The sequence below is a fragment of the Roseburia hominis genome (assembly GCA_040702975.1).
Taxonomy (GTDB): domain Bacteria; phylum Bacillota; class Clostridia; order Lachnospirales; family Lachnospiraceae; genus Allocoprococcus; species Allocoprococcus hominis_A.
The window spans coordinates 3,191,314-3,210,846 of record CP159990.1; the positions used below are offsets into that span (position 1 = coordinate 3,191,314).

15 protein-coding genes and 2 tRNA genes are annotated in these 19,533 nt (G+C 48.0%); all 17 read right to left on the bottom strand.

Annotated elements, in window-relative coordinates; genetic code table 11:
* Positions 1-37: 37 nt before the first annotated feature.
* Entirely contained in the window at positions 38-1,168 is a 1,131-nt protein-coding gene (locus tag ABXS75_14795) for a GNAT family N-acetyltransferase (protein XCP84321.1), read from the bottom strand.
* Entirely contained in the window at positions 1,165-1,707 is a 543-nt protein-coding gene (gene ispF, locus ABXS75_14800; protein ID XCP84322.1) for a 2-C-methyl-D-erythritol 2,4-cyclodiphosphate synthase, read from the bottom strand. The genes ABXS75_14795 and ispF overlap by 4 nt, the downstream gene beginning before the upstream one ends.
* A gap of 60 nt (positions 1,708-1,767) precedes the next feature.
* Positions 1,768-2,340, bottom strand: coding sequence for a hypothetical protein (locus tag ABXS75_14805; protein XCP84323.1), 573 nt, complete (start codon positions 2,338-2,340; stop codon positions 1,768-1,770).
* A 121-nt stretch (positions 2,341-2,461) separates the two neighbouring features.
* A tRNA-Met gene (locus ABXS75_14810) sits at positions 2,462-2,535 on the bottom strand.
* A gap of 20 nt (positions 2,536-2,555) precedes the next feature.
* Positions 2,556-2,628, bottom strand: a tRNA-Val gene (locus ABXS75_14815).
* 142 nt (positions 2,629-2,770) lie between these two features.
* Positions 2,771-4,105: an NADP-specific glutamate dehydrogenase gene (gene gdhA, locus ABXS75_14820; GenBank protein XCP84324.1), complete on the bottom strand. Its 1,335-nt coding sequence runs from the start codon at positions 4,103-4,105 to the stop codon at positions 2,771-2,773.
* Between the two features lie 456 nt (positions 4,106-4,561).
* Positions 4,562-8,320 carry a phosphoribosylformylglycinamidine synthase gene (locus ABXS75_14825; GenBank protein XCP84325.1) on the bottom strand — a complete coding sequence of 1,253 codons (3,759 nt, stop codon included), beginning with the start codon at positions 8,318-8,320 and terminating at the stop codon, positions 4,562-4,564.
* A gap of 98 nt (positions 8,321-8,418) precedes the next feature.
* The gene (locus ABXS75_14830; protein XCP84326.1) at positions 8,419-9,189 is read right to left on the bottom strand and encodes a TIGR01906 family membrane protein; all 771 of its coding nucleotides are present in this window, start codon (positions 9,187-9,189) and stop codon (positions 8,419-8,421) included.
* 99 nt (positions 9,190-9,288) lie between these two features.
* On the bottom strand, positions 9,289-11,643 hold the full coding sequence (locus ABXS75_14835; protein XCP84327.1) for an ATP-dependent DNA helicase: 2,355 nt from the start codon (positions 11,641-11,643) through the stop codon (positions 9,289-9,291).
* A gap of 166 nt (positions 11,644-11,809) precedes the next feature.
* The gene (locus tag ABXS75_14840; protein ID XCP84328.1) at positions 11,810-12,043 is read right to left on the bottom strand and encodes an HPr family phosphocarrier protein; all 234 of its coding nucleotides are present in this window, start codon (positions 12,041-12,043) and stop codon (positions 11,810-11,812) included.
* 99 nt (positions 12,044-12,142) lie between these two features.
* Positions 12,143-12,910 carry a TIGR03915 family putative DNA repair protein gene (locus ABXS75_14845; protein ID XCP84329.1) on the bottom strand — a complete coding sequence of 256 codons (768 nt, stop codon included), beginning with the start codon at positions 12,908-12,910 and terminating at the stop codon, positions 12,143-12,145.
* Positions 12,907-14,223 (bottom strand): putative DNA modification/repair radical SAM protein, encoded by a 1,317-nt coding sequence (locus ABXS75_14850; protein XCP84330.1) that lies wholly within the window; start codon positions 14,221-14,223, stop codon positions 12,907-12,909. The genes ABXS75_14845 and ABXS75_14850 overlap by 4 nt, the downstream gene beginning before the upstream one ends.
* A gap of 256 nt (positions 14,224-14,479) precedes the next feature.
* The gene (locus tag ABXS75_14855; GenBank protein XCP84331.1) at positions 14,480-15,316 is read right to left on the bottom strand and encodes an Mrp/NBP35 family ATP-binding protein; all 837 of its coding nucleotides are present in this window, start codon (positions 15,314-15,316) and stop codon (positions 14,480-14,482) included.
* Positions 15,317-15,361: 45 nt separating this feature from the next.
* Entirely contained in the window at positions 15,362-15,736 is a 375-nt protein-coding gene (locus ABXS75_14860) for a RidA family protein (protein XCP84332.1), read from the bottom strand.
* A gap of 267 nt (positions 15,737-16,003) precedes the next feature.
* Positions 16,004-17,413 carry an MATE family efflux transporter gene (locus ABXS75_14865; GenBank protein XCP84333.1) on the bottom strand — a complete coding sequence of 470 codons (1,410 nt, stop codon included), beginning with the start codon at positions 17,411-17,413 and terminating at the stop codon, positions 16,004-16,006.
* Positions 17,376-18,560 carry an iron-containing alcohol dehydrogenase gene (locus ABXS75_14870; GenBank protein XCP84334.1) on the bottom strand — a complete coding sequence of 395 codons (1,185 nt, stop codon included), beginning with the start codon at positions 18,558-18,560 and terminating at the stop codon, positions 17,376-17,378. Before ABXS75_14870 ends, ABXS75_14865 begins: the two co-directional genes overlap by 38 nt.
* A 176-nt stretch (positions 18,561-18,736) precedes the next feature.
* Positions 18,737-19,240 carry a DUF6465 family protein gene (locus ABXS75_14875; protein ID XCP84335.1) on the bottom strand — a complete coding sequence of 168 codons (504 nt, stop codon included), beginning with the start codon at positions 19,238-19,240 and terminating at the stop codon, positions 18,737-18,739.
* Positions 19,241-19,533: the final 293 nt, after the last annotated feature.

Here is a 19,533-nt window from a genome sequence, read left to right on the forward strand (position 1 = left end):
TATTTGTATGCGAAATTTGAGAATTTGTCAATCTTTCCTATACGATTTCATTCAAAAATACACCTTTTAGAGGAATAAGCTTACGAATCTCGCTCTTAAACTCTTCGGAAAATACTTCCTTCTCTTCCTCCTCAATCTTCGCAATACTCTTATAACCGAAGAGAATACTGGTCAGCGCTTCCACGCTGATTCTCTGAATATCTTCGTATTTCCCTCTGATATTCGGCCGGGTCCGCACTACCAAATGCTCACTGTTGCCCCGGATTCCAAACAATTTATTATTCTCCCGGATAATCGGATCTACAAGGACGAACATCACTTCCATCTCTTCATGGCAGACCATACATTCCAGTATACTCTCCACATGAAGCAGCCTCGCCATGATCATCGGTTTTTTCTTTCTCTTTTTGGTGAGCACAAGTCCGGCTTCTTCAAAAACCGCCTCGTCTCCCTTTTCAACCAGAGGCTCTCTTACGGAAAATCCCGCCTCCTCGTCATACAGGACTGCGCCTCTGATCTCGCCGTTTCTTACCGCCAGAAGAATACCGCCCTCCTGGCTCTTCTGCTCCTCCAGGAGCCGTTCATAATACTGCCAGTCTCTTTTTGCATACACCTGGTAACGTTCATTTAAAATCTTAGAGGCAAACCTTGCAATCTGTTTGCAGTCGGAGGGAAGCGCCGTTCGTGGCATAGCCTTACGTCCTTCGGTATTTGCCGGGCAGGTCAGCCTCTCAATCGAGACCTCCTCTTTACCTTCCACAGATGCCTTCCACTGCTCTGCCGCATAGATAAACCGAAATCCATGCGGATAATAGATGCTCTCCGCTGCCGGCATCAAATAGGCAAACGGCAGATTCTTCGCGTACATATCCCGCAGTGATTTTCTTAAAAGCTCCGTCATGAACCCTTTTTTCCGATAAAGGATATCCGTGCCGACCGCCACGATATAACGCGCTTCCGCCTCCTTCCTGCCGATCCGCAGCCAGTAGGGATTTAAGTGCAGCATGGAGCGGATATCCCCTTCTGCCTCGATCACATAGATCTCATTCTCATCGGTTTTAAACGTATAGTAATAGTCCAGAAATTCAGATGTATCTTCATCAAATACTTTATGCCAAAGCGTTCTCGTCCTTGCATGCTCTTCCGTCTTAAGTCTCCGCAATATCATTGTCTGCATCCTCCGCAGCCCTCACAGGGACTCATCTGATATGTCACATCGGTACTTGCCAGATTCGTCACCTTCTCCAATGCACAAATGGCCTGTGCGGAAATTCCCTCTCCGCTTCCCGTAAAACCAAGCCCCTCCTCGGTAGTCGCCTTTACATTCACCTGATCCTTTTGAACATGAAGCGCTCTGGCAATATATTCTTCCATCGTCTCGATATACGGCCGCATCTTTGGTCTCTGCGCGATGATCGTGGCGTCAATATTTTCCACAATGTACAGATTCTCTTCTAATAATCCCGCCACATGTTCCAGAAGCTTCATACTGGATATGCCCTTATATTGCGGGTCCGTATCGGGAAAATGCTTTCCGATATCCCCCAGCGCCGCCGCGCCAAGCAGTGCATCCATGATCGCGTGTAGTAGCACATCGGCGTCTGAATGCCCCAAAAGCCCTTTCTCATAAGGAATCTGAACTCCCCCCAGGATCAAATCTCTACCCTCCGTCAGTCTATGAACATCATATCCCATTCCTACTCGCATCGTATCTGGCTCCTCTCTTTAACGGTAAACTCTTCCGGCTCTTTTCTATTCTTCCTACTTTTACTCTTCTTCGTCGTCCTCGTCTTCGTCCTCTTCCTCAGGATCTTCCTCTTCGACGTCCTCGTCTTCCGGTTCCACGCCTTCTTCGTCAGCGTCCTCTTCCAGTACTTCCTCCTCATCTTCCCCTTCGGATTCAGAGGCCTCCTCTTTCGCGCTATTTCCCGCGGCTGCCTTTGCCGCGCCATCTACTGCCTCTTTCTCAGCTGCAGCGGCCTCCTCTTTGACTTTCGATCCGCTCTCATCCTTACTCGTCTGATTCTGCTCTCCCACTTTCGCAAATACCGCGCCTGACGGCTGTTTTCTCAGTGCTTCGGAAGACCTTGCCTCTTCCGCCTCCGCCATCTCTTCGTTATCTTCATTCTGCTCCTTTTCTGACTTACACTCTTCTAAATACCCTTTGATATTAAATATGATCGTGGCCAGTCCGAAAATCACAAAAAGCACACCCAATACCACAAATGCGTTTGTAAACCTGGGCTGACTTGCAAGCGCCGACTTTACCAGATTTACTCCGATATATGCCAAATAGGCTCCCACTAGAGCCATAAACATCCTTTTTATCTTTGGTGTCATACTAAATTTCCTCCATATCTCATATTTCTGCTTCATTTTATCATATTTATACAGGAAATGCCACGATAATAGCTGATAGTTTAAAAAAAAGAAAGCCTACAACGATAGGCTTTCTTCCCAGTAGCGGAAACTGGATTTGAACCAGCGACACCACGGGTATGAACCGTGTGCTCTAGCCAACTGAGCTATTCCGCCATATTCACTTTTCAGTGAAATGGGACCAATAGGGCTCGAACCTATGACCCTCTGCTTGTAAGGCAGATGCTCTCCCAGCTGAGCTATGATCCCGTATTTAGCGGGTCGCTTTCCCGCAACCCGCTCTGCTATTATACTATCATTTTCCGGGAAATGTCAATACTTTTTTTGACATTTTTTGAACTTTTTTTCTATAGCTTTTTGGGCCTACATTTTCCGTTAATTCATCAAATTTTTAGACAATTCCCTGTGCATTCATCGCATCTACTACCTTCTCGAATCCGGCAATATTTGCTCCTACTACATAGTTGCCCTCAGCTCCGTAACGCTCTGCAGCATCAGCCATATTGTGACAGATGTCTACCATGATGTTCTTTAGCTTTGCATCTACCTCATCAAATGACCAGCTCAGACGCTCGCTGTTCTGAGACATCTCCAGAGCGGAAGTTGCAACGCCGCCTGCATTTGCAGCTTTACCAGGTGCGAAAAGCACGCCGTTTGCCTGCAGGTATTCTGTTGCTTCCAGAGTCGTCGGCATGTTAGCGCCCTCTGCGACTGCGATCACGCCGTTCGCTACCAATGCCTTTGCGTCTTCAAGATGAAGCTCGTTCTGTGTTGCACACGGAAGTGCGATGTCTACCTTCACATTCCATACGCCTCTGCCTTCATGATATTCTGAATTCGGACGGTATTTCTTGTACTCAGTCAGTCTTGCACGGTTGATTTCCTTGATCTCTTTAAGCGCTGCAACATCGATTCCGTCCGGATCATATACCCAGCCGGTAGAATCGCTTACAGTTACAACCTTCGCGCCAAGCTCCTGTGCTTTCTGGGTCGCGTAGATCGCTACGTTACCGGAACCGGAAACTGCTACGGTCTTGCCTTCGATGGACTGGCCGTTCATCTTCAGCATCTCCTCCGTCAGATACAGAAGTCCGTATCCGGTAGCCTCTGTACGTGCCAGAGATCCGCCATAGCTGAGTCCCTTACCTGTCAGTACGCCCTCATACAGTCCGCGGATTCTCTTGTACTGTCCGAACATGTAACCGATCTCTCTTGCGCCTGTTCCGATATCGCCAGCCGGTACGTCTGTATCAGCACCGATATATTTGCAAAGCTCTGTCATAAAGCTCTGGCAGAATGCCATCACTTCTCTATCGGATTTGCCCTTCGGGTCAAAGTCGGAGCCGCCTTTGCCACCTCCAATCGGAAGTCCGGTAAGAGAGTTCTTGAAAATCTGCTCAAAACCAAGGAATTTGATGATACCGAGGTTTACAGACGGGTGAAGACGAAGTCCTCCTTTGTACGGTCCGATCGCACTGTTAAACTGCACACGGTAACCGGTATTTACCTGAACCTGCCCTTTATCATCTACCCACGGTACGCGGAACTTGACCTGTCTTTCCGGCTCAACTAATCTCTCCAGAAGCGCGTCTTTTCTGAACCTCTCCTCATTCGCCTCTACTACGACACGAAGGGACTCCAGCACTTCTTTTACAGCCTGATGAAATTCCGGTTCTGCGGGGTTCTTTTTCACTACCAACTCAATTACTTCATCAACGTAAGACATACTACTCATACCTCCTGAAAATATTCTCTTTTATTCTATACCGGAACTCCATGAAATATCCCGGCATCTATGACGATAAAAAGACGGCCCGAAGACCGTCTTTTTGTCAGACGTCTTTGTCCTTTACCACTTTAAAGCAAACACAGCCGTCTGTCAAGATTTTTCTTGTAATTTTTTGTATTTTTTGAAATCCAGAGTGTAATCTGTTTCATAAAACATGATTTCTTTCATCGTTTCATTGATTTTTTATATCTTTTCTGCAAGTGCATTTCGTATTTCTTTCACTTTTTCTTCCTTTTGCCACACTTCTCTGCAAGATTACTTCCTTCTTCCTGCAGAACGCCACGCGCATTCTTGATTAGCAAAACACCTGTCGCTCTCCTTGATCCAACAAGGCTGGCCACTGCTTCATTTCACTGCTTATTGCCCAGCCTTGTCGTAGCCTGTCAAAAGAAACTATAAGAAATATTTCACACCGGACTCGAACAGCTTCAGATCCTGCTCACCGTAAATGTTGATCGCGACTCCGTCCCCACGTCTCTCGGAATGTGCCATCTTACCAAGCACTCTTCCGTCCGGACTTGTGATTCCTTCGATTGCACGGTATGAACCGTTGACATTCCACTCTTCGTCCATAGAAACATTGCCGTCCAGATCACAATACTGGGTCGCCACCTGACCGTTCGCGAACAGCTTATCAAGCCACTCGTCGCTCGCCACGAATCTTCCTTCTCCATGTGAAGCCGGGTTGGTGTAAACGCCGCCAAGCTTGGCACACCTAAGCCATGGAGATTTGTTGGTAACGACCTTCGTGTATACCATCTTGGAAATGTGCCGTCCGATCGTATTATAGGTCAGTGTCGGAGAATCAGCGGTCTGTCCCACGATCTCACCATAAGGTACCAGGCCCAGTTTTACCAGAGTCTGGAAACCATTACAGATTCCAAGCACCAGTCCGTCGCGCTCATTCAAAAGTTTCTCCACAGCCTCTTTTAATTTGGCGTTCTGGAACGCCGTAGCAAAGAACTTCGCGGAGCCGTCCGGTTCATCTCCGGCTGAGAATCCGCCCGGGAACATGATGATCTGGCATTTTGCGATCTCTTTCTCAAACTCTGCCACGGAATCAACGATATCTGCCGCATTCATATTCTTAAATACTCTGGTGACTGCCTTCGCCCCCGCACGTTCAAATGCGCGCGCACTGTCGTACTCGCAGTTCGTTCCAGGGAATACCGGAATAAATACGGTCGGCTGTGCGATCTTATGATTGCAGATCACAATATCCTTTGTATCGTAAAGCGGAGAAGCCACTTCTTCTTTGGAAGCCTCGTCGGAAACCGTGCGGAATACTTTTTCCAGAGTTCCTGTCCATGCATTTACAGCCTCTTCCATGGAAATTGCCACATCGTCGTAAGAGAAGGTCCTATCATCTGTCACCTCGCCGATCACCGTATAGGTAATGCCAAGCTGAGAAACCTTGTCTGACGGAACTTCCGCTATGATATCACCGAATGCCGGTGCAAACAGTTCTCTGGCGTCCATACTGTGCTCAATCTTCACGCCCAAGCCGTTACCAAACGCCATCTTGCTCACTGCCGCGATCACGCCATGACGGTCGAGGGCATAAGCGGATACAATCTTACCACTGTGGATATCTTCGGTAAATTTACCGTACTGCTCCATGACCTTCTCATAATCCGGAAGCTGATATTCATCGGTATCGATCCGCAGCCATACCAGTTTATTTCCTGCTTTTTTCAGTTCCGGCGTGATAATATCGCCCTGCTTTGCAATATCTACAGCAAAAGAAACCAGTGTCGGCGGTACGTCAATATGCTCAAAGGTACCGGACATACTGTCCTTTCCTCCGATAGACGGCAGGCCGAAACCGATCTGTGCTTTATAGGCGCCCAGAAGGGCTGCAAACGGCTGGCTCCATCTGGACGGATCCTCCGTCATACGGCGGAAATATTCCTGGAAGGTGAAGCGGATCTTGCGGTAATCGCCACCTGAAGCCACAATCTTTGCAATGGATTCCGTTACCGCGTAAACAGCTCCGTGGTAGGGGCTCCAGCTTGACAGATACGGGTCAAAGCCATAACTCATCATCGTTACGGTATCGCATTTGCCGGTGAGGACCGGAAGTTTGGCAACCATCGCCTGTGTCTCGGTCATCTGGTATTTTCCGCCGTGCGGCATGAATACGGAGCCTGCACCGATGGAACCGTCGAACATCTCCACAAGGCCTTTCTGTGAGCATACATTCAGATCGCTCAGGGTAGTAAGCCATGCTTCTCTCACATCGCCCACCTCAACCTGATCCTTAAGCGGGCAATCCTCTCTTGACGGAATATCTACCTTGACCGTAGTCTCCTGATGTGCGCCGTTGGTGTCCAAAAATGCACGGGAAATATTTACGATCTCTTTTCCTCTCCAGGAAAGAACCAGTCTCGGCTCCTCTGTTACCACTGCCACCTTCACTGCCTCCAGATTCTCCTCGGCGGCATAGGCAAGGAACTGCTCTACATCTTTCGGCGCAACGACTACTGCCATTCTCTCCTGGGACTCTGAGATCGCAATCTCTGTTCCGTCAAGGCCGGCGTATTTCTTCGGCACCTTATCCAAATCTACTCTAAGTCCATCTGCAAGCTCTCCGATTGCCACGGACACGCCGCCTGCACCGAAGTCATTACATTTCTTGATCAGTTTGCTGACCTCCTCACGGCGGAACAGACGCTGAATCTTACGCTCTGTCGGCGGATTACCCTTCTGCACCTCAGCGCCGCAGGTCTCGATAGATGCTTCTGTATGCACTTTAGAAGAACCTGTTGCGCCACCGCAGCCATCACGGCCGGTACGGCCGCCAAGAAGGATAATGATGTCTCCCGGATCAGAGGTCTCACGGATTACAGCGCGCCGCGGAGCTGCCCCCATGACCGCACCGATCTCCATACGTTTTGCCACATAATTCGGGTGATAGATCTCTTTGACCGTTCCGGTCGCAAGTCCGATCTGGTTACCATAAGAACTGTAGCCATGAGCCGCACCGCGCACCAGCTTTTTCTGCGATAATTTTCCCTTCATGGTCTCCTTTACGGATACCGTCGGGTCTGCTGCGCCGGTCACACGCATTGCCTGATATACATAGGTACGTCCTGAAAGCGGGTCACGGATCGCTCCTCCGAGACAGGTAGCGGCGCCACCGAACGGCTCGATCTCAGTCGGGTGGTTGTGTGTCTCGTTCTTGAAATTCACAAGCCACTCCTCTTCTACCCCGTCCACTTCCACCGGAACTACAATACTACATGCATTGATCTCGTCAGATTCTTCCTGATCTGCAAGTTTACCTTCTTTTTTCAATTTACGCATTGCCATAAGAGCAAGATCCATCAAGCAGACGAACTTATCCTCGCGTCCCTTAAAGATCTCACTGTGCGTTTTCAGATATTCCTTATAGGTCTCCTCCATCGGCGCCAGATAATCCCCTTCGCCAAAGGTCACATCTGTAAGCTCAGTAGAGAATGTGGTATGACGGCAGTGGTCAGACCAGTAGGTATCCAGTACCCGGATCTCCGTCATGGACGGGTCCCTCTTCTCCTCGCCACAGAAATATTTCTGAATATGCTGGAAATCCTTGAATGTCATGGCAAGTCCTAAAGAATCATAGAGTTCCCTAAGCTCTGCCTCCGGCATATCCTTAAAACCTTCAAAAATCTTCACATCTTCCGGCTCCTCAAACTGAGTCACCAGTGTCTCAGGCTTCTCAAGCCCTGTCTCACGCGAATCCACCGGGTTAATACAATGAGCCTTAATCGCCGCAAGCTCTTCCTCGCTTACGTCTCCTTCAATCACATAAGTAGTGGCAGTCCTTATCACCGGAAGCTCGTCCTCTTTTATGAACTGCACACACTGCACTGCGGAATCCGCCCTCTGGTCAAACTGTCCGGGAAGAAATTCCACTGAAAAAATCTTGTCATCTTTCCCATGCGGGAAGTCTTCCAGATAGAGATCATCTACCGGCGGCTCGGCAAATACACCGTTGCACGCCCTCTCAAATGTAGCGTCAGAAAGATTCTCCACATCATACCGGATCAACACGCGCACATTCGTTACTGTCTGAATGCCCAGATAACTCTTCACCTCATGGCGAAGCTCCTTTGCCTCCACGGCAAATCCCGGTTTCTTCTCCACAAACACACGTTTTACACTGCTCATAGTTTCCTCCATTAAGTTGAAAGTATAGTATATCAAGGCAGTCGCCCTAGGGTAGGGGGGCTGCCAAATTACCTGATTTTATCTTACCACATTCTTCTTTATAAGTACATTCCATTCCTATTCGATTTACGCCATTTTTTTGTTTTTTTGGAAACATACGCACGCCAAATCACGCTTGCCGCCAAAGAAATCAACAGGAAAGCGATAAATATCACTCCGATCCGCACCGCCATATCGTAGAAAAAACCTTCCGGCAGCATGCGGATCATATAATCGGTCTCAGGATCGAAGATCCAGAGATCATTGTCAAAGAAAATCTTATGGAATATCACAAAACATCGGTTAAAATTCTGCCACATCAGCACGCCGAGCACCGCTGTGATTCCCAGAAATACAGCAAGCGTCCTCTGGTACATGACCGGAAGGATACGCCGCCAATCCCCATGAAGCCTTATAAACAAGGCAATCACTATTACCAGCACCGCTACAGCGATCCATCGAAGCCTAAGTCCGCCGATAAAAAGATCCCGAACTTCCCCCATATGAAAACGGTCCTGCTCATTAAAGAAATCCTGATGATTCCCCTCCACCATCGTCTCGATGCTTAAAGTTTCCTCTCCCCCGCGCAGATAAGACATCATATACCGGGTGACCTCCATAATGTCCGGCATCTCCATGTACAGCTCGTCCGCTACACCATATTTTTTGTATTCCTTCTCGTAGAATCCGTAATCACTGTACGCCCCGATTTCAAAACTGCTGATCAGGAAAATAACGATCAGCATAAGCGATGCTATGACACCAAACAGCTTCTGCGTCCCCTTTCCCGGTCCGGTGACCGCGTTTTCTCTATCTTTTTCCATTGACATATCTGCCACTCTCCTTCTGTTTCCTTGCCTATTGACCTCTTATCGTTGAGATTTAGCAAAAATCCGCGAAAATTTTTACCTGTTTTTCTTGACTTTCTTCTATTCTCTCCCGTCCCAGAACGCCCGGACCTGCTGCTCCACGTCCCCGATCCTGCACATCTGGCAGTCGGACCACTCACGTGGAAACGTCTCCCGGCATCTTCTTTCGCGAAACCGTTCATCTAGAAGAAGAATCACACCCTCATCTTCCTCCGTCCGTATCACCCGCCCCGCAGCCTGAAGCACCTTATTCATGCCCGGATACAGATAGGCATAATCGAACCCCTGCATACCGGCCTTATCAAAATACTGCTTCAAAATCTCTCTTTCATTGCACACCTGCGGAAGCCCTGTCCCGATAATAAAGGCGCCGATCAGCTTCTCCTTAGCCAGATCGATTCCCTCGGAAAAGATTCCGCCAAGGACGCAGAAGCCTACCAGGCTTTCCTCCCTCTCTTCCTCAAAAGTCTCAAGGAAAATCTCCCGCGCCTCTTCATTCATAAAATGAGATTGCAGGATACACTCTGTCCCGGTATCCAATTCCTCATAAGCCTCATACACCTGCTCCATAAAACGGTAGGACGGGAAAAAAGCTATGTAATTCCCCTTTCTTGCCCGCACCGCATTCTGAATATAAAGAGCATACTTGCGGTACATCTGTTCGGACCGCAGCGTGTACTTCGTACTGACGTCTACCCCATTTAATAAAAGACGTTTCCTTCTGTCAAATGTGGAATCCGCATAAATGGCATAGTTATCCGATTCCGTGCTGAGCAGCTTCTTATAATACTGGATTGGAAGAAGCGTGGCCGAAAAGAAGACTGCACTATTTCCCATATCCAAAAATTCCTGTAGATTGGCCGCCGGGTTCACACAAAAAAGCTTCAGCATGAACCTTCCGTCCTCTAAAAGCTCCGTATAGATCACATAGTTCTCGTCAAGTCTGTCATAAATCCCGAGGAATGCGCGAATATTAAAATAGAGTTCCAGCACCTGCTCCCGTATTTCTTTTCCCTCGCAAATCTCCAGAAACCGCTCCATCTCTGCCATCACATTCATGAGTTTCAGATACATATGCGAAACACTGTTTATCACCTGATAATTCTCACACTCCCGCTTTAGTTCAAGCAACTGCTTATTGCATTCCTCCAGCCGCTTCGCAAGACGTGTATCCTGTCCTTTTACCAGGCGGCGCACTGCGAGGAAATCCTCCTTGATCAGGCTGGCACTGTACATCTGCCTTCCCCGCTCCACCAGATTGTGCGCTTCGTCGATCAGGAACAAATACTCTCCCTGCACCCCATCAGAAAAGAAGCGTTTCAAATGCGCATTCGGATCAAATACATAATTGTAATCACAAATCACCGCATCTACCCAGGTAGACACATCAAGTGCCATCTCAAACGGACAGACCTGATGCTTCCTCGCCTGTTCCTCCAGCGCCTCCCTGTTCATATCGTCTCTTGCATTTAAAAGTTCAAAAACCGCATCATTCACTCTGTCATAGTGCCCTTTTGCATAAGGACAATTCTCCGGATTACACTCCGTCTCCTCCATAAAACAAATCTTCTCTTTCGCCGTAATCGTAATGACTTTCAGCCGCAGTTCCTGCTCCTTTAATTTGTCAAACGCCTGCTCCGCGACAGTCCTCGTGATCGTCTTAGCCGTGAGATAGAAAATCTTCTCCCCCAGCTCTTCTCCCACTGCCTTAACCGCCGGAAACACTCCGGATATCGTCTTGCCCACGCCGGTCGGAGCCTGGATAAACAGCTTCTTCTTCCGCAAAATGGTCCGGTAGACCGACGATACCAGCTCCTTCTGTCCCTTCCTATATGCAAAGGGAAATTCCAGTTTCTTGATGGAAGCATTCCTTTCTTCCCGCCACTCGACCTGAAAACGCGCCCATTTCTCATACTGACGCACCAGAGCTTCAAACCACTCCTGCAATTCTTCTATTGAAAAGTCCTGACGGAACTGCTTTATCTCTTCACTTTCCATCTGACAATACGTCATCTGCACCCCGATTCGGGAAAGAGAATGCTGCGAAGCGTAAATACAGGCATAACACTTTGCCTGAGCCAGATGCACGCCCACCGGCTCCTCAATCTTCTCCAACTCGCAGAGAACGCCTTTGATCTCGTCGACTAAAACTTCGTCCTCCCTTTCAATGATCCCGTCCGCACGTCCCTCTACCCGAAGAATAAATCCCTCACAGGAAATCTCCGTCTTAAGCGGTACCTCCGCACGATACTCTGCTCCCATGCGTCTTTGAATCTTGCGGTGTATCTTGCTCCCAAGCTGCATAGCCTCTTTATCCATACTGCCGCCTGTTCGATTGTCAATATCTCCCTCCCGCAGAATAAACTCCACTAAATTGCGGACAGATATTCTGATGACCGGTGTCTCCTGCTCCATTTATATCTCTCCTGAACTCTCTTTAGCCTCTAATGTGCCAAATACCAAATGCGCAAATCTGCCACAATCAACTTCAACACACACATTGCGTTCTCAGTATAACACACTTTATGGGAAAAAAACAACGCGCTTCCACCGGAAGCGCGCTTCTCAATCTTAACTCTTCTTATGCCACACAATATTTTGTGAGCATATTCTCAAATCCAGCATCTATCCCGCTGTATTCCACTGTCAGATCTTTACTCAAATCCAGGCTGAACACACCCAGAATAGATTTGGCATCGACAATAAAACGATTATAGAAGACATTGATATCGAAATCACATCGCTCGGCAAAACGAACGAATTCTCTGACATCTTCTGGTCCGGATAGTTTTATTTGTCGCCGATACTCCATCATCAACACCCTCCTTTCGTTTTTGATTGGCACAATTATGACACTCAAAAGGGTGAAAGTCAATCGCCATTTCAGCCAAAATTATTCCCAGAATCTGTCAGATTATTCGTCAAACTCAACCATATTTTTCCTGTACCAGATAGGAAGATGCTGCCGTTGTCTGGCATAACTCTCCCTCTCCTCAATCGAAATCGTCTGAAAAAAAACTTTCCATAACTCCTGAATCTTCTCCTCGGACTCTGAATATTCCTCAAACCTGCTCTCGTCTGCACACAGATCGGATACTAACACCCATTTTTTGCGCGCCTCATGCACCACAAACATGCCATGCGTCTTATCATAGATCATCCAGTTCTCGATTGGCAGCCGGTCTGCAAAATGCGGGGCAATACAGGTAAGGACCTGATTCTTCGGCTCGATCTTTGCAAAAAGAATCCCATTTTTTAGTTCCCGGAATCTTAGAAATTCTTTAAAATAGTGAGCTTCATTCCCCACATTCCGGGCAAGTTCAAAACTCCTCCTGGCAAATGGGTCCGTCAAATGATCCATGATCTTTGTACTGTCCGCGAGATGCCGTGCTGAACGCATCGTCCCAAATATGGCATCTCCTTTATCCGGCTCATAGGAAAGCGCCGCATAGTACAACCTTCCATATGCATACTCCCCCAAATGCTTCCGAATCAGCCTTTCTACCGCTAATGCCTTCTCTTGGGACTCCTGTACCTCCACATACTCACAGAACAACTCCGGGACGATCTGCTTCTTGAGTGCAATGCCCGCGCTTCCGTCCCCCCGCCTCTCCTTCCACGCATCATAAATCGCAGAATACAGCCCAGTAATAGAATCCTGGCAGATATACACTCTTTTCACAGGATTCCACCTCCCGCTCCAAACCTTACGTCATCAAACAATGATAACTGCCGGTATCCCGCATTCCTCACAGAATCCGGCAGACGTTCTCTGGAATCCAAAAGGTTCCGCGTAATATAATCCTGATCAATCTTCGTGGGATACATCATCTTCCCATTACAGGTAATGAAATACAGGGCTCTCTTTAGCACAACTCCCATCTTCTTTAAATCCTCAAAGCCGATCACTCCCAGCTGTCTGGCCTTCACGATCCGCCCGGCAGAACGGTAACCGATTCCCGGAACCCGAAGCAGCATTTTGTAATCTGCCCGGTTGATCTCCACCGGAAAACATTCCAGATGCTGAAGCGCCCAATTACACTTCGGGTCCATCAATACGTTAAAATTCGGATTCTCCTCGTTCAAAAGCTCAGAGACCTCAAAGTGATAATACCTAAGCAGCCAATCTGCCTGATAAAGCCTGTGTTCCCGCAAAAGCGGAGGACCTGCCTCTGTCCTGGCCGGTAGGAGCTTATCTTCGTTCACCGGTACGAACGCTGAATAAAATACTCTCTTTAACCCGAACTTCTGATAAAGGCTCTCCGTCACCTGCATGATCTGATAATCCGTCTCCGGCGTAGCGCCTATGATCATCTGCGTACTCTGACCCGCCGGAACGAACTGGGGCGCATTGCGGTAAACGGCAATCTCCTCTCTATTCTCCCGCATCCCGTTCTGCACCATACGCATAGGGGCAAGAATATTCTTCCTGCTCTTGTGTGGTGCGAGGAGGCGCAGGCTTTCCCTGGTAGGGAGCTCCAGATTCACACTCATTCTATCTGCCAGAAATCCCACCTTGCGCACCAGCTCAAGGCTCGCCCCCGGAATCGCCTTGACATGAATATATCCCTGAAAATTACACTCTTTCCGCAGCTTGTATAATGCTGAATAAATCAGCTCCATCGTGTAATCCGGGCTCTTCAAAATGCCGGAGCTAAGAAAAAGTCCCTCAATATAATTCCTCCGATAGAACTCCATTGTCAGGCGGCAGATTTCGTCCGGAGTAAACGAAGTCCGGACCACATCATTAGAAGAACGATTCACACAATACTTGCAATCAAAAATACACTCATTCGTAAATAATATCTTAAGCAGAGAAATACATCTCCCGTCCGCCGAAAAGCTATGGCAGATTCCTGCCTTCTCGCAATTCCCCATTCCGGTCCCGTCTCCTCTGCGATCCACTCCACTGGAGGTGCACGCCACATCATACTTTGCCGCGTCCGTCAAAATACTCAGCTTCTCATACATCGTCATCTCTTCCGCTATCCGCATACGGCACCTCCCACTTTCCAAACCTCGATTAGAACTGATGTTCCGAACATAAGTTCTTTTTAAATCATACCATACTTCACCCTGTCACGCAACCTTTTTTCAGGGTAATTTTTCCAAAATATTTTTCCACGAACCGGGACGAACGTCCAGCAGGCTTGCACCAGGTATACATGACTAATAAAAATACCGTCTGTGCAAATTCTCATCCACACAGACGGTATCCCGCCAGCTTATCAGCTCAAGAACCATTATTGAATTATTGAAACTTCTCAACGATGTCGCTCAGATAATCATTCTTTACTTCATAGAATTTTTCTTCCTCTACCATATCTGCAAGATGCGGATCAATCGGCATCCTGCCAAGCACTTCAAGTCCAAGCTCTGCTGCAATCTCGTCAATATGGCTCTCCCCAAATACAGAAATCCTCTTTCCGCATTCCGGGCACTCCAGATAACTGTAATTCTCCACGATTCCGAGTACCGGAATGTTCATCTGTTTTGCCATATTGTAAGCCTTCTTCACAATCATGCTGACCAGATCCTGCGGTGAGGTCACGATCACGACCCCATCTACCGGAAGGGACTGGAACACAGTAAGCGGAACATCACCGGTTCCCGGGGGCATGTCCACCAGGAGAAAATCCAGATCTCCCCACATAACATCTGTCCAGAACTGCGTTACAACACCGGCGATGATCGGTCCTCTCCAGATGACCGGATCGGATTCATTCTCCAGAAGCAGATTGACGGACATGATTTTCGTTCCGTCTTTTGCTACACACGGGAACATTCCTTCCTCGCTTCCTACCGCGCTCTCATGCACACCGTACATCTTTGGAATAGACGGTCCGGTAACATCTGCATCAAGGATTCCCACCGTATATCCCTGCTCCACCAGCATACGAGCCAGAGTCGCAGTCACCATCGACTTGCCTACGCCTCCTTTTCCACTGATCACGCCGATTACCTTCTTCACCTGAGAATAGGGATTAGCCGGTGCTTTCATATCTTTTTTCTTACTGCTGCATGAAGATGCATGTGCACAGGAGGAACATGCCTCCGGTGAGCATCCGCTATTTGTCTCTTCCGCCATTTCTTCAACCTCCAAACTTCATTTTCCTCTCGCGCTGCCGTATACTTACTCTACAACCGCGATTACTTCGATCTCGCAAAGCAAATTCTTCGGCAGAGTCTTAACAGCCACGCAGCTTCTTGCCGGTTTTGATGTGAAATATTTTGCATAAACTTCATTAAATGCTGCAAAGTCACCCATATCACTCAGGAAACATGTCGTCTTAAGAACCTTATCAAATGATGTTCCTGCCTCCTCCAAAACTGCTGCAATATTTTTGCAGACCTGCTCAGTCTGACCTTCGATTGTATCCGCTTCCACGGTATCTGTTTCCGGATTAATTGCAATCTGTCCTGCGGAGTAAAGGATTCCGCCGTGAACATAGCCCTGAGAATAGGGTCCTAATGCCTTTGGTGCTTTTTCTGTTGCGATTACTTTCATGATAGTATCTCCTTTCTAAATATGCCTGACAATCAGGCTAAATATCCATCAGGCTTTATTTTATTATACCTGATGGTTAAAATCTCACTATTTCTAGCATAACACAGCTTGTTAAAAATTCCAATTCTTTTTCCCTTCAAAACCAAGGACTTTATTACAATATCTATACTAACCGGCCTGTTTGCCTCCCATTAACAGAGGGGACCTGAACTGTTACACAATATTCTTAGAAACCATGACGATTTCCCCATTTTCTTCCAAACGCCGCTATTCGGCTGCCAGTTCGCTCTTATCACGAGTCACGTCCTTGATCCATTTATAACTGAAAAACCGTTTCAGTGTGATCGGCAGCTTGATCACCTCATCACTCATCAGGACTATATACACCACCGGCACGCTGGCGTGGAACACAAATGCAAGCACTGCTCCGATCAAAATAGAACAGCCCCACATCGTGGAAACGTCCAGGACAAGGCCAAATCTGGTATCCCCGCCTGAGCGGAACACCCCTACCACAAGCGTTGTATTCAGCGCCTGGCACAGGGTGAAATAGGACATTACAAAGAACATGAACGTCAAATACCCCTGTGCTTCCGGAGATAACGTCATAAAACGGTTCGCAATCGGCGCTGCGACCAGTATGATACCGCCGCCGATCGCCCCGGTGATCAGGCTAAGCCCGACAAATCGTCTTCCATACGCCTTTGCCAAATTAAAGTTCCTCTCACCGATGGTTCTTCCCAGATAAATAGCCGTCGCATTGGACACCCCGAAGACGACCACCGTGGCAAGCTGCCTTGCCACCTGCGCCACGGAATTCGCCGCGACCGCCGCGCTTCCCAGATGTCCCATCACCGCCGTATTCGCCGAAGAGCCCAGTCCCCACATCAGTTCATTCAAAATGACCGGCGTCGCATACACCATAAAATCTTTTAACAGCACCTTATCAATCTTCCACAAATCCCGGAAATGGAAACGCACCACTTTATTCTTAACAGCCGCATACCACACGACGATCACCAGCTCCAGGACACGGGATAGCAGCGTTGCGACCGCCGCGCCGACGATTCCCAGCCTGGGGAAGCCCAAAAGTCCGAAAATGAGAAGTGCATTGATCACCACATTGGTCACAAGGGAAGCACTGTATACGACCGTAGCGATCACCACTCGCTCAATACTGCGCATAATATTCAGATACACCTGGGTACCCGCCATGAACACATATGATATCGCCACGATTCGCAGGTATTTCACGCCTTCCGCGATTACCGCGGGATCACTTGTATAAATCCGCAGCAGTGTTTCCGGAATAGCCTCCGCCGCGATGGTAAATAACAAAGCCGAACAAATTCCGATCGACATGCCCATTCCCATAATTTTTTCAATCGTCCGGGTATCCTTCTTCCCCCAGTACTGCGCGGTCAGAACCGTTGCCCCGGAGGTCGTCCCAAACAGGATCAGCGTCATAATAAACTGAATCTGTCCTGCAAGAGAAGCGCCGGAGAGCACTTTTTCCCCCACTCTTCCAAGCATCATGACATCCGCCGCTGTCACTCCCACGTTGATCAGGTTCTGGAGCGCCATCGGAATGACCAGCAGGCATACCTGTCTGTAAAACCGGCCCCAGTTGACATGCAGACTATCCTCTGTTTGCCGCCTGAAAAATCTTGTAAACATCGTTCACATCTAACTCCTTGATCTTTGATAATTTCACTGTACCGCCCATGGTAGCCTTGCCTGCCAGTTCCCTCAGTTCTTCTTCCGAGAGTTTTCCGACTCCGAGTTCTCCCAAATTCACCGGCATACCGATTTCTTTAAAGAACGCTACCGTTCGGCGAATGGCTTCCTTTGCCGCCTCTTTTTCATTTTCCATATGTATTCCCCACACGCTCTCGCCATAATGGCAGAATCTGGGAATATCATTTTCATATACGTACTCCGCCCAGGAGCCCCACACCGCCGAGAGGGTCGCTCCGTGAGCCGCATCATATCTGGCTCCCAGCGCATGTCCCAGCTTATGGACTGAGAAATCCTTCTCCCGGCCAAGTCCGGTCAGATTATTGTGTGACAGACTGCCGCACCACATAATCTCACTCATGGCATCATAATCGGTCTGATCACACATAGCCGTTTTTGCACTCTCAATCACGACTCTTAAAAGCCCTTCCGCGATCTCGTCCGTCATACGGTTCCTCTGGTTGGGAATAAAATATCTCTCCAAAGTGTGCATCATGATATCTACGATTCCACATGCCAGTTGATATCTGGGCAGCGTATAAGTAAGCTCCGGATTCATGATCGCAAACCGCGGTCTGTTAAGGTCCGTGCCGAGTCCTGCCTTAATTCCCAGTTCCTCATTCGTCAGAACCGCCGAGTCGCTGGTCTCGCTGCCGGCCGCCGCGATCGTGAGCACACAGCCCACCGGAAGCGGCCTTCTAGTCTCCACCTTTTTCGTCCAGATATCCCAAAGAGCGCACTTAGGGTTCGCTGCTCCGTGGGCGATCGCTTTTGCCGTGTCGATGGCGCTTCCCCCGCCCACTGCCAAAATAAAATCTGCATCTATTGAAACTGCCTTCCTTACGCCCTCCTCGGCGAAAGAAAGTCTTGGATTTGGCTTAACCCCGCCAAACCGCACGTGCCAAATTCCTTCCTGATTCAAAGATTCCTCTACTGTCTGAAGCAGCCCGCTTTTAATCACACTTCCGCCTCCAAAGACAATCAGAACCCTGTTTCCTCCCCATTTTTTCACTTCTTCCCCCGTGCGAAGCTGCACACCTTTTCCAAATACGATCTCCGTCGGTGCATACTGGGTAAAGTTAAACATCTTGCTTCCTCCTTTAACCTCTGATCATTTTATTTGATTGTTCCATTTTGTGGGTATTACAGAAATTGATTACTTAAGAAATGATTCTGCCTTCATATCCGGAAAAAAGAGTAATTCCCCTTCTCTCCGGAATGCTGACAATGGCAATATACATTCTAATTTACACTAAATGTTTCCTACAACCAAACTTTACCTGTCGTGTCGCCGTTGATTACATAATATACTGCGTAATCTTCCGGTTTTACGTAGAGTTCCATGGACTTAATATCAGATACTTTGTGTTTTGCCTTTGTCCATTCTTTCTTCACTGCTGCTACCATATCTTTCGTATTCACTTCTTTTTCGCCATACTGCAATACGATCTCGGTCTTAATCTCTTTTTTTACTGCTGCCTTCTTTACAGCCTTTTTTACATCAGCTGTCTTTTTCCCAACAGCTTTTTTGGCCTCTTTTACTTTCTGTCCAGCAGCTTCTTTTACTTCTGCTGCCTTTTCCTCTGCTGCGTCTTTTACTTCACTGACCTTTGCAGCGGCTGCTTCTTTTACTTCCTCCGCTTTTTCTGCTACGGTCTCCTTAAGCTCTTCTGCCTTATTCTCTACGGTTACTTCTGTAGCCTTTAAAGTCTCTTCTGCTTGTGCATTCTGTTTCGCTACTGCCTTCTTAGCCTGTCTCTTTGTCATACTCATAAACCCTCCTTGTTGCCAAGAACTGTATGTTGCCACATGGCAAGGGCAAAATATGCGTTTGCCCTCACTCATTGCGCTATTATAACACATTCATTTCGAAATGTCACACCCATTCCTTATTTATTCCTCGTTTTGGCGGGAAAAATCCGTAGAAATTTTCTTCATTTTCAGTATGAAAATTATGCAAAATGTGATATACTGTAAATAATTATAGGGTCGGCCAACGGTTTTGCCGACATCTACGGTAGTGGAATTTATAACAGAAAGGAAGATATTGGCATGGGATT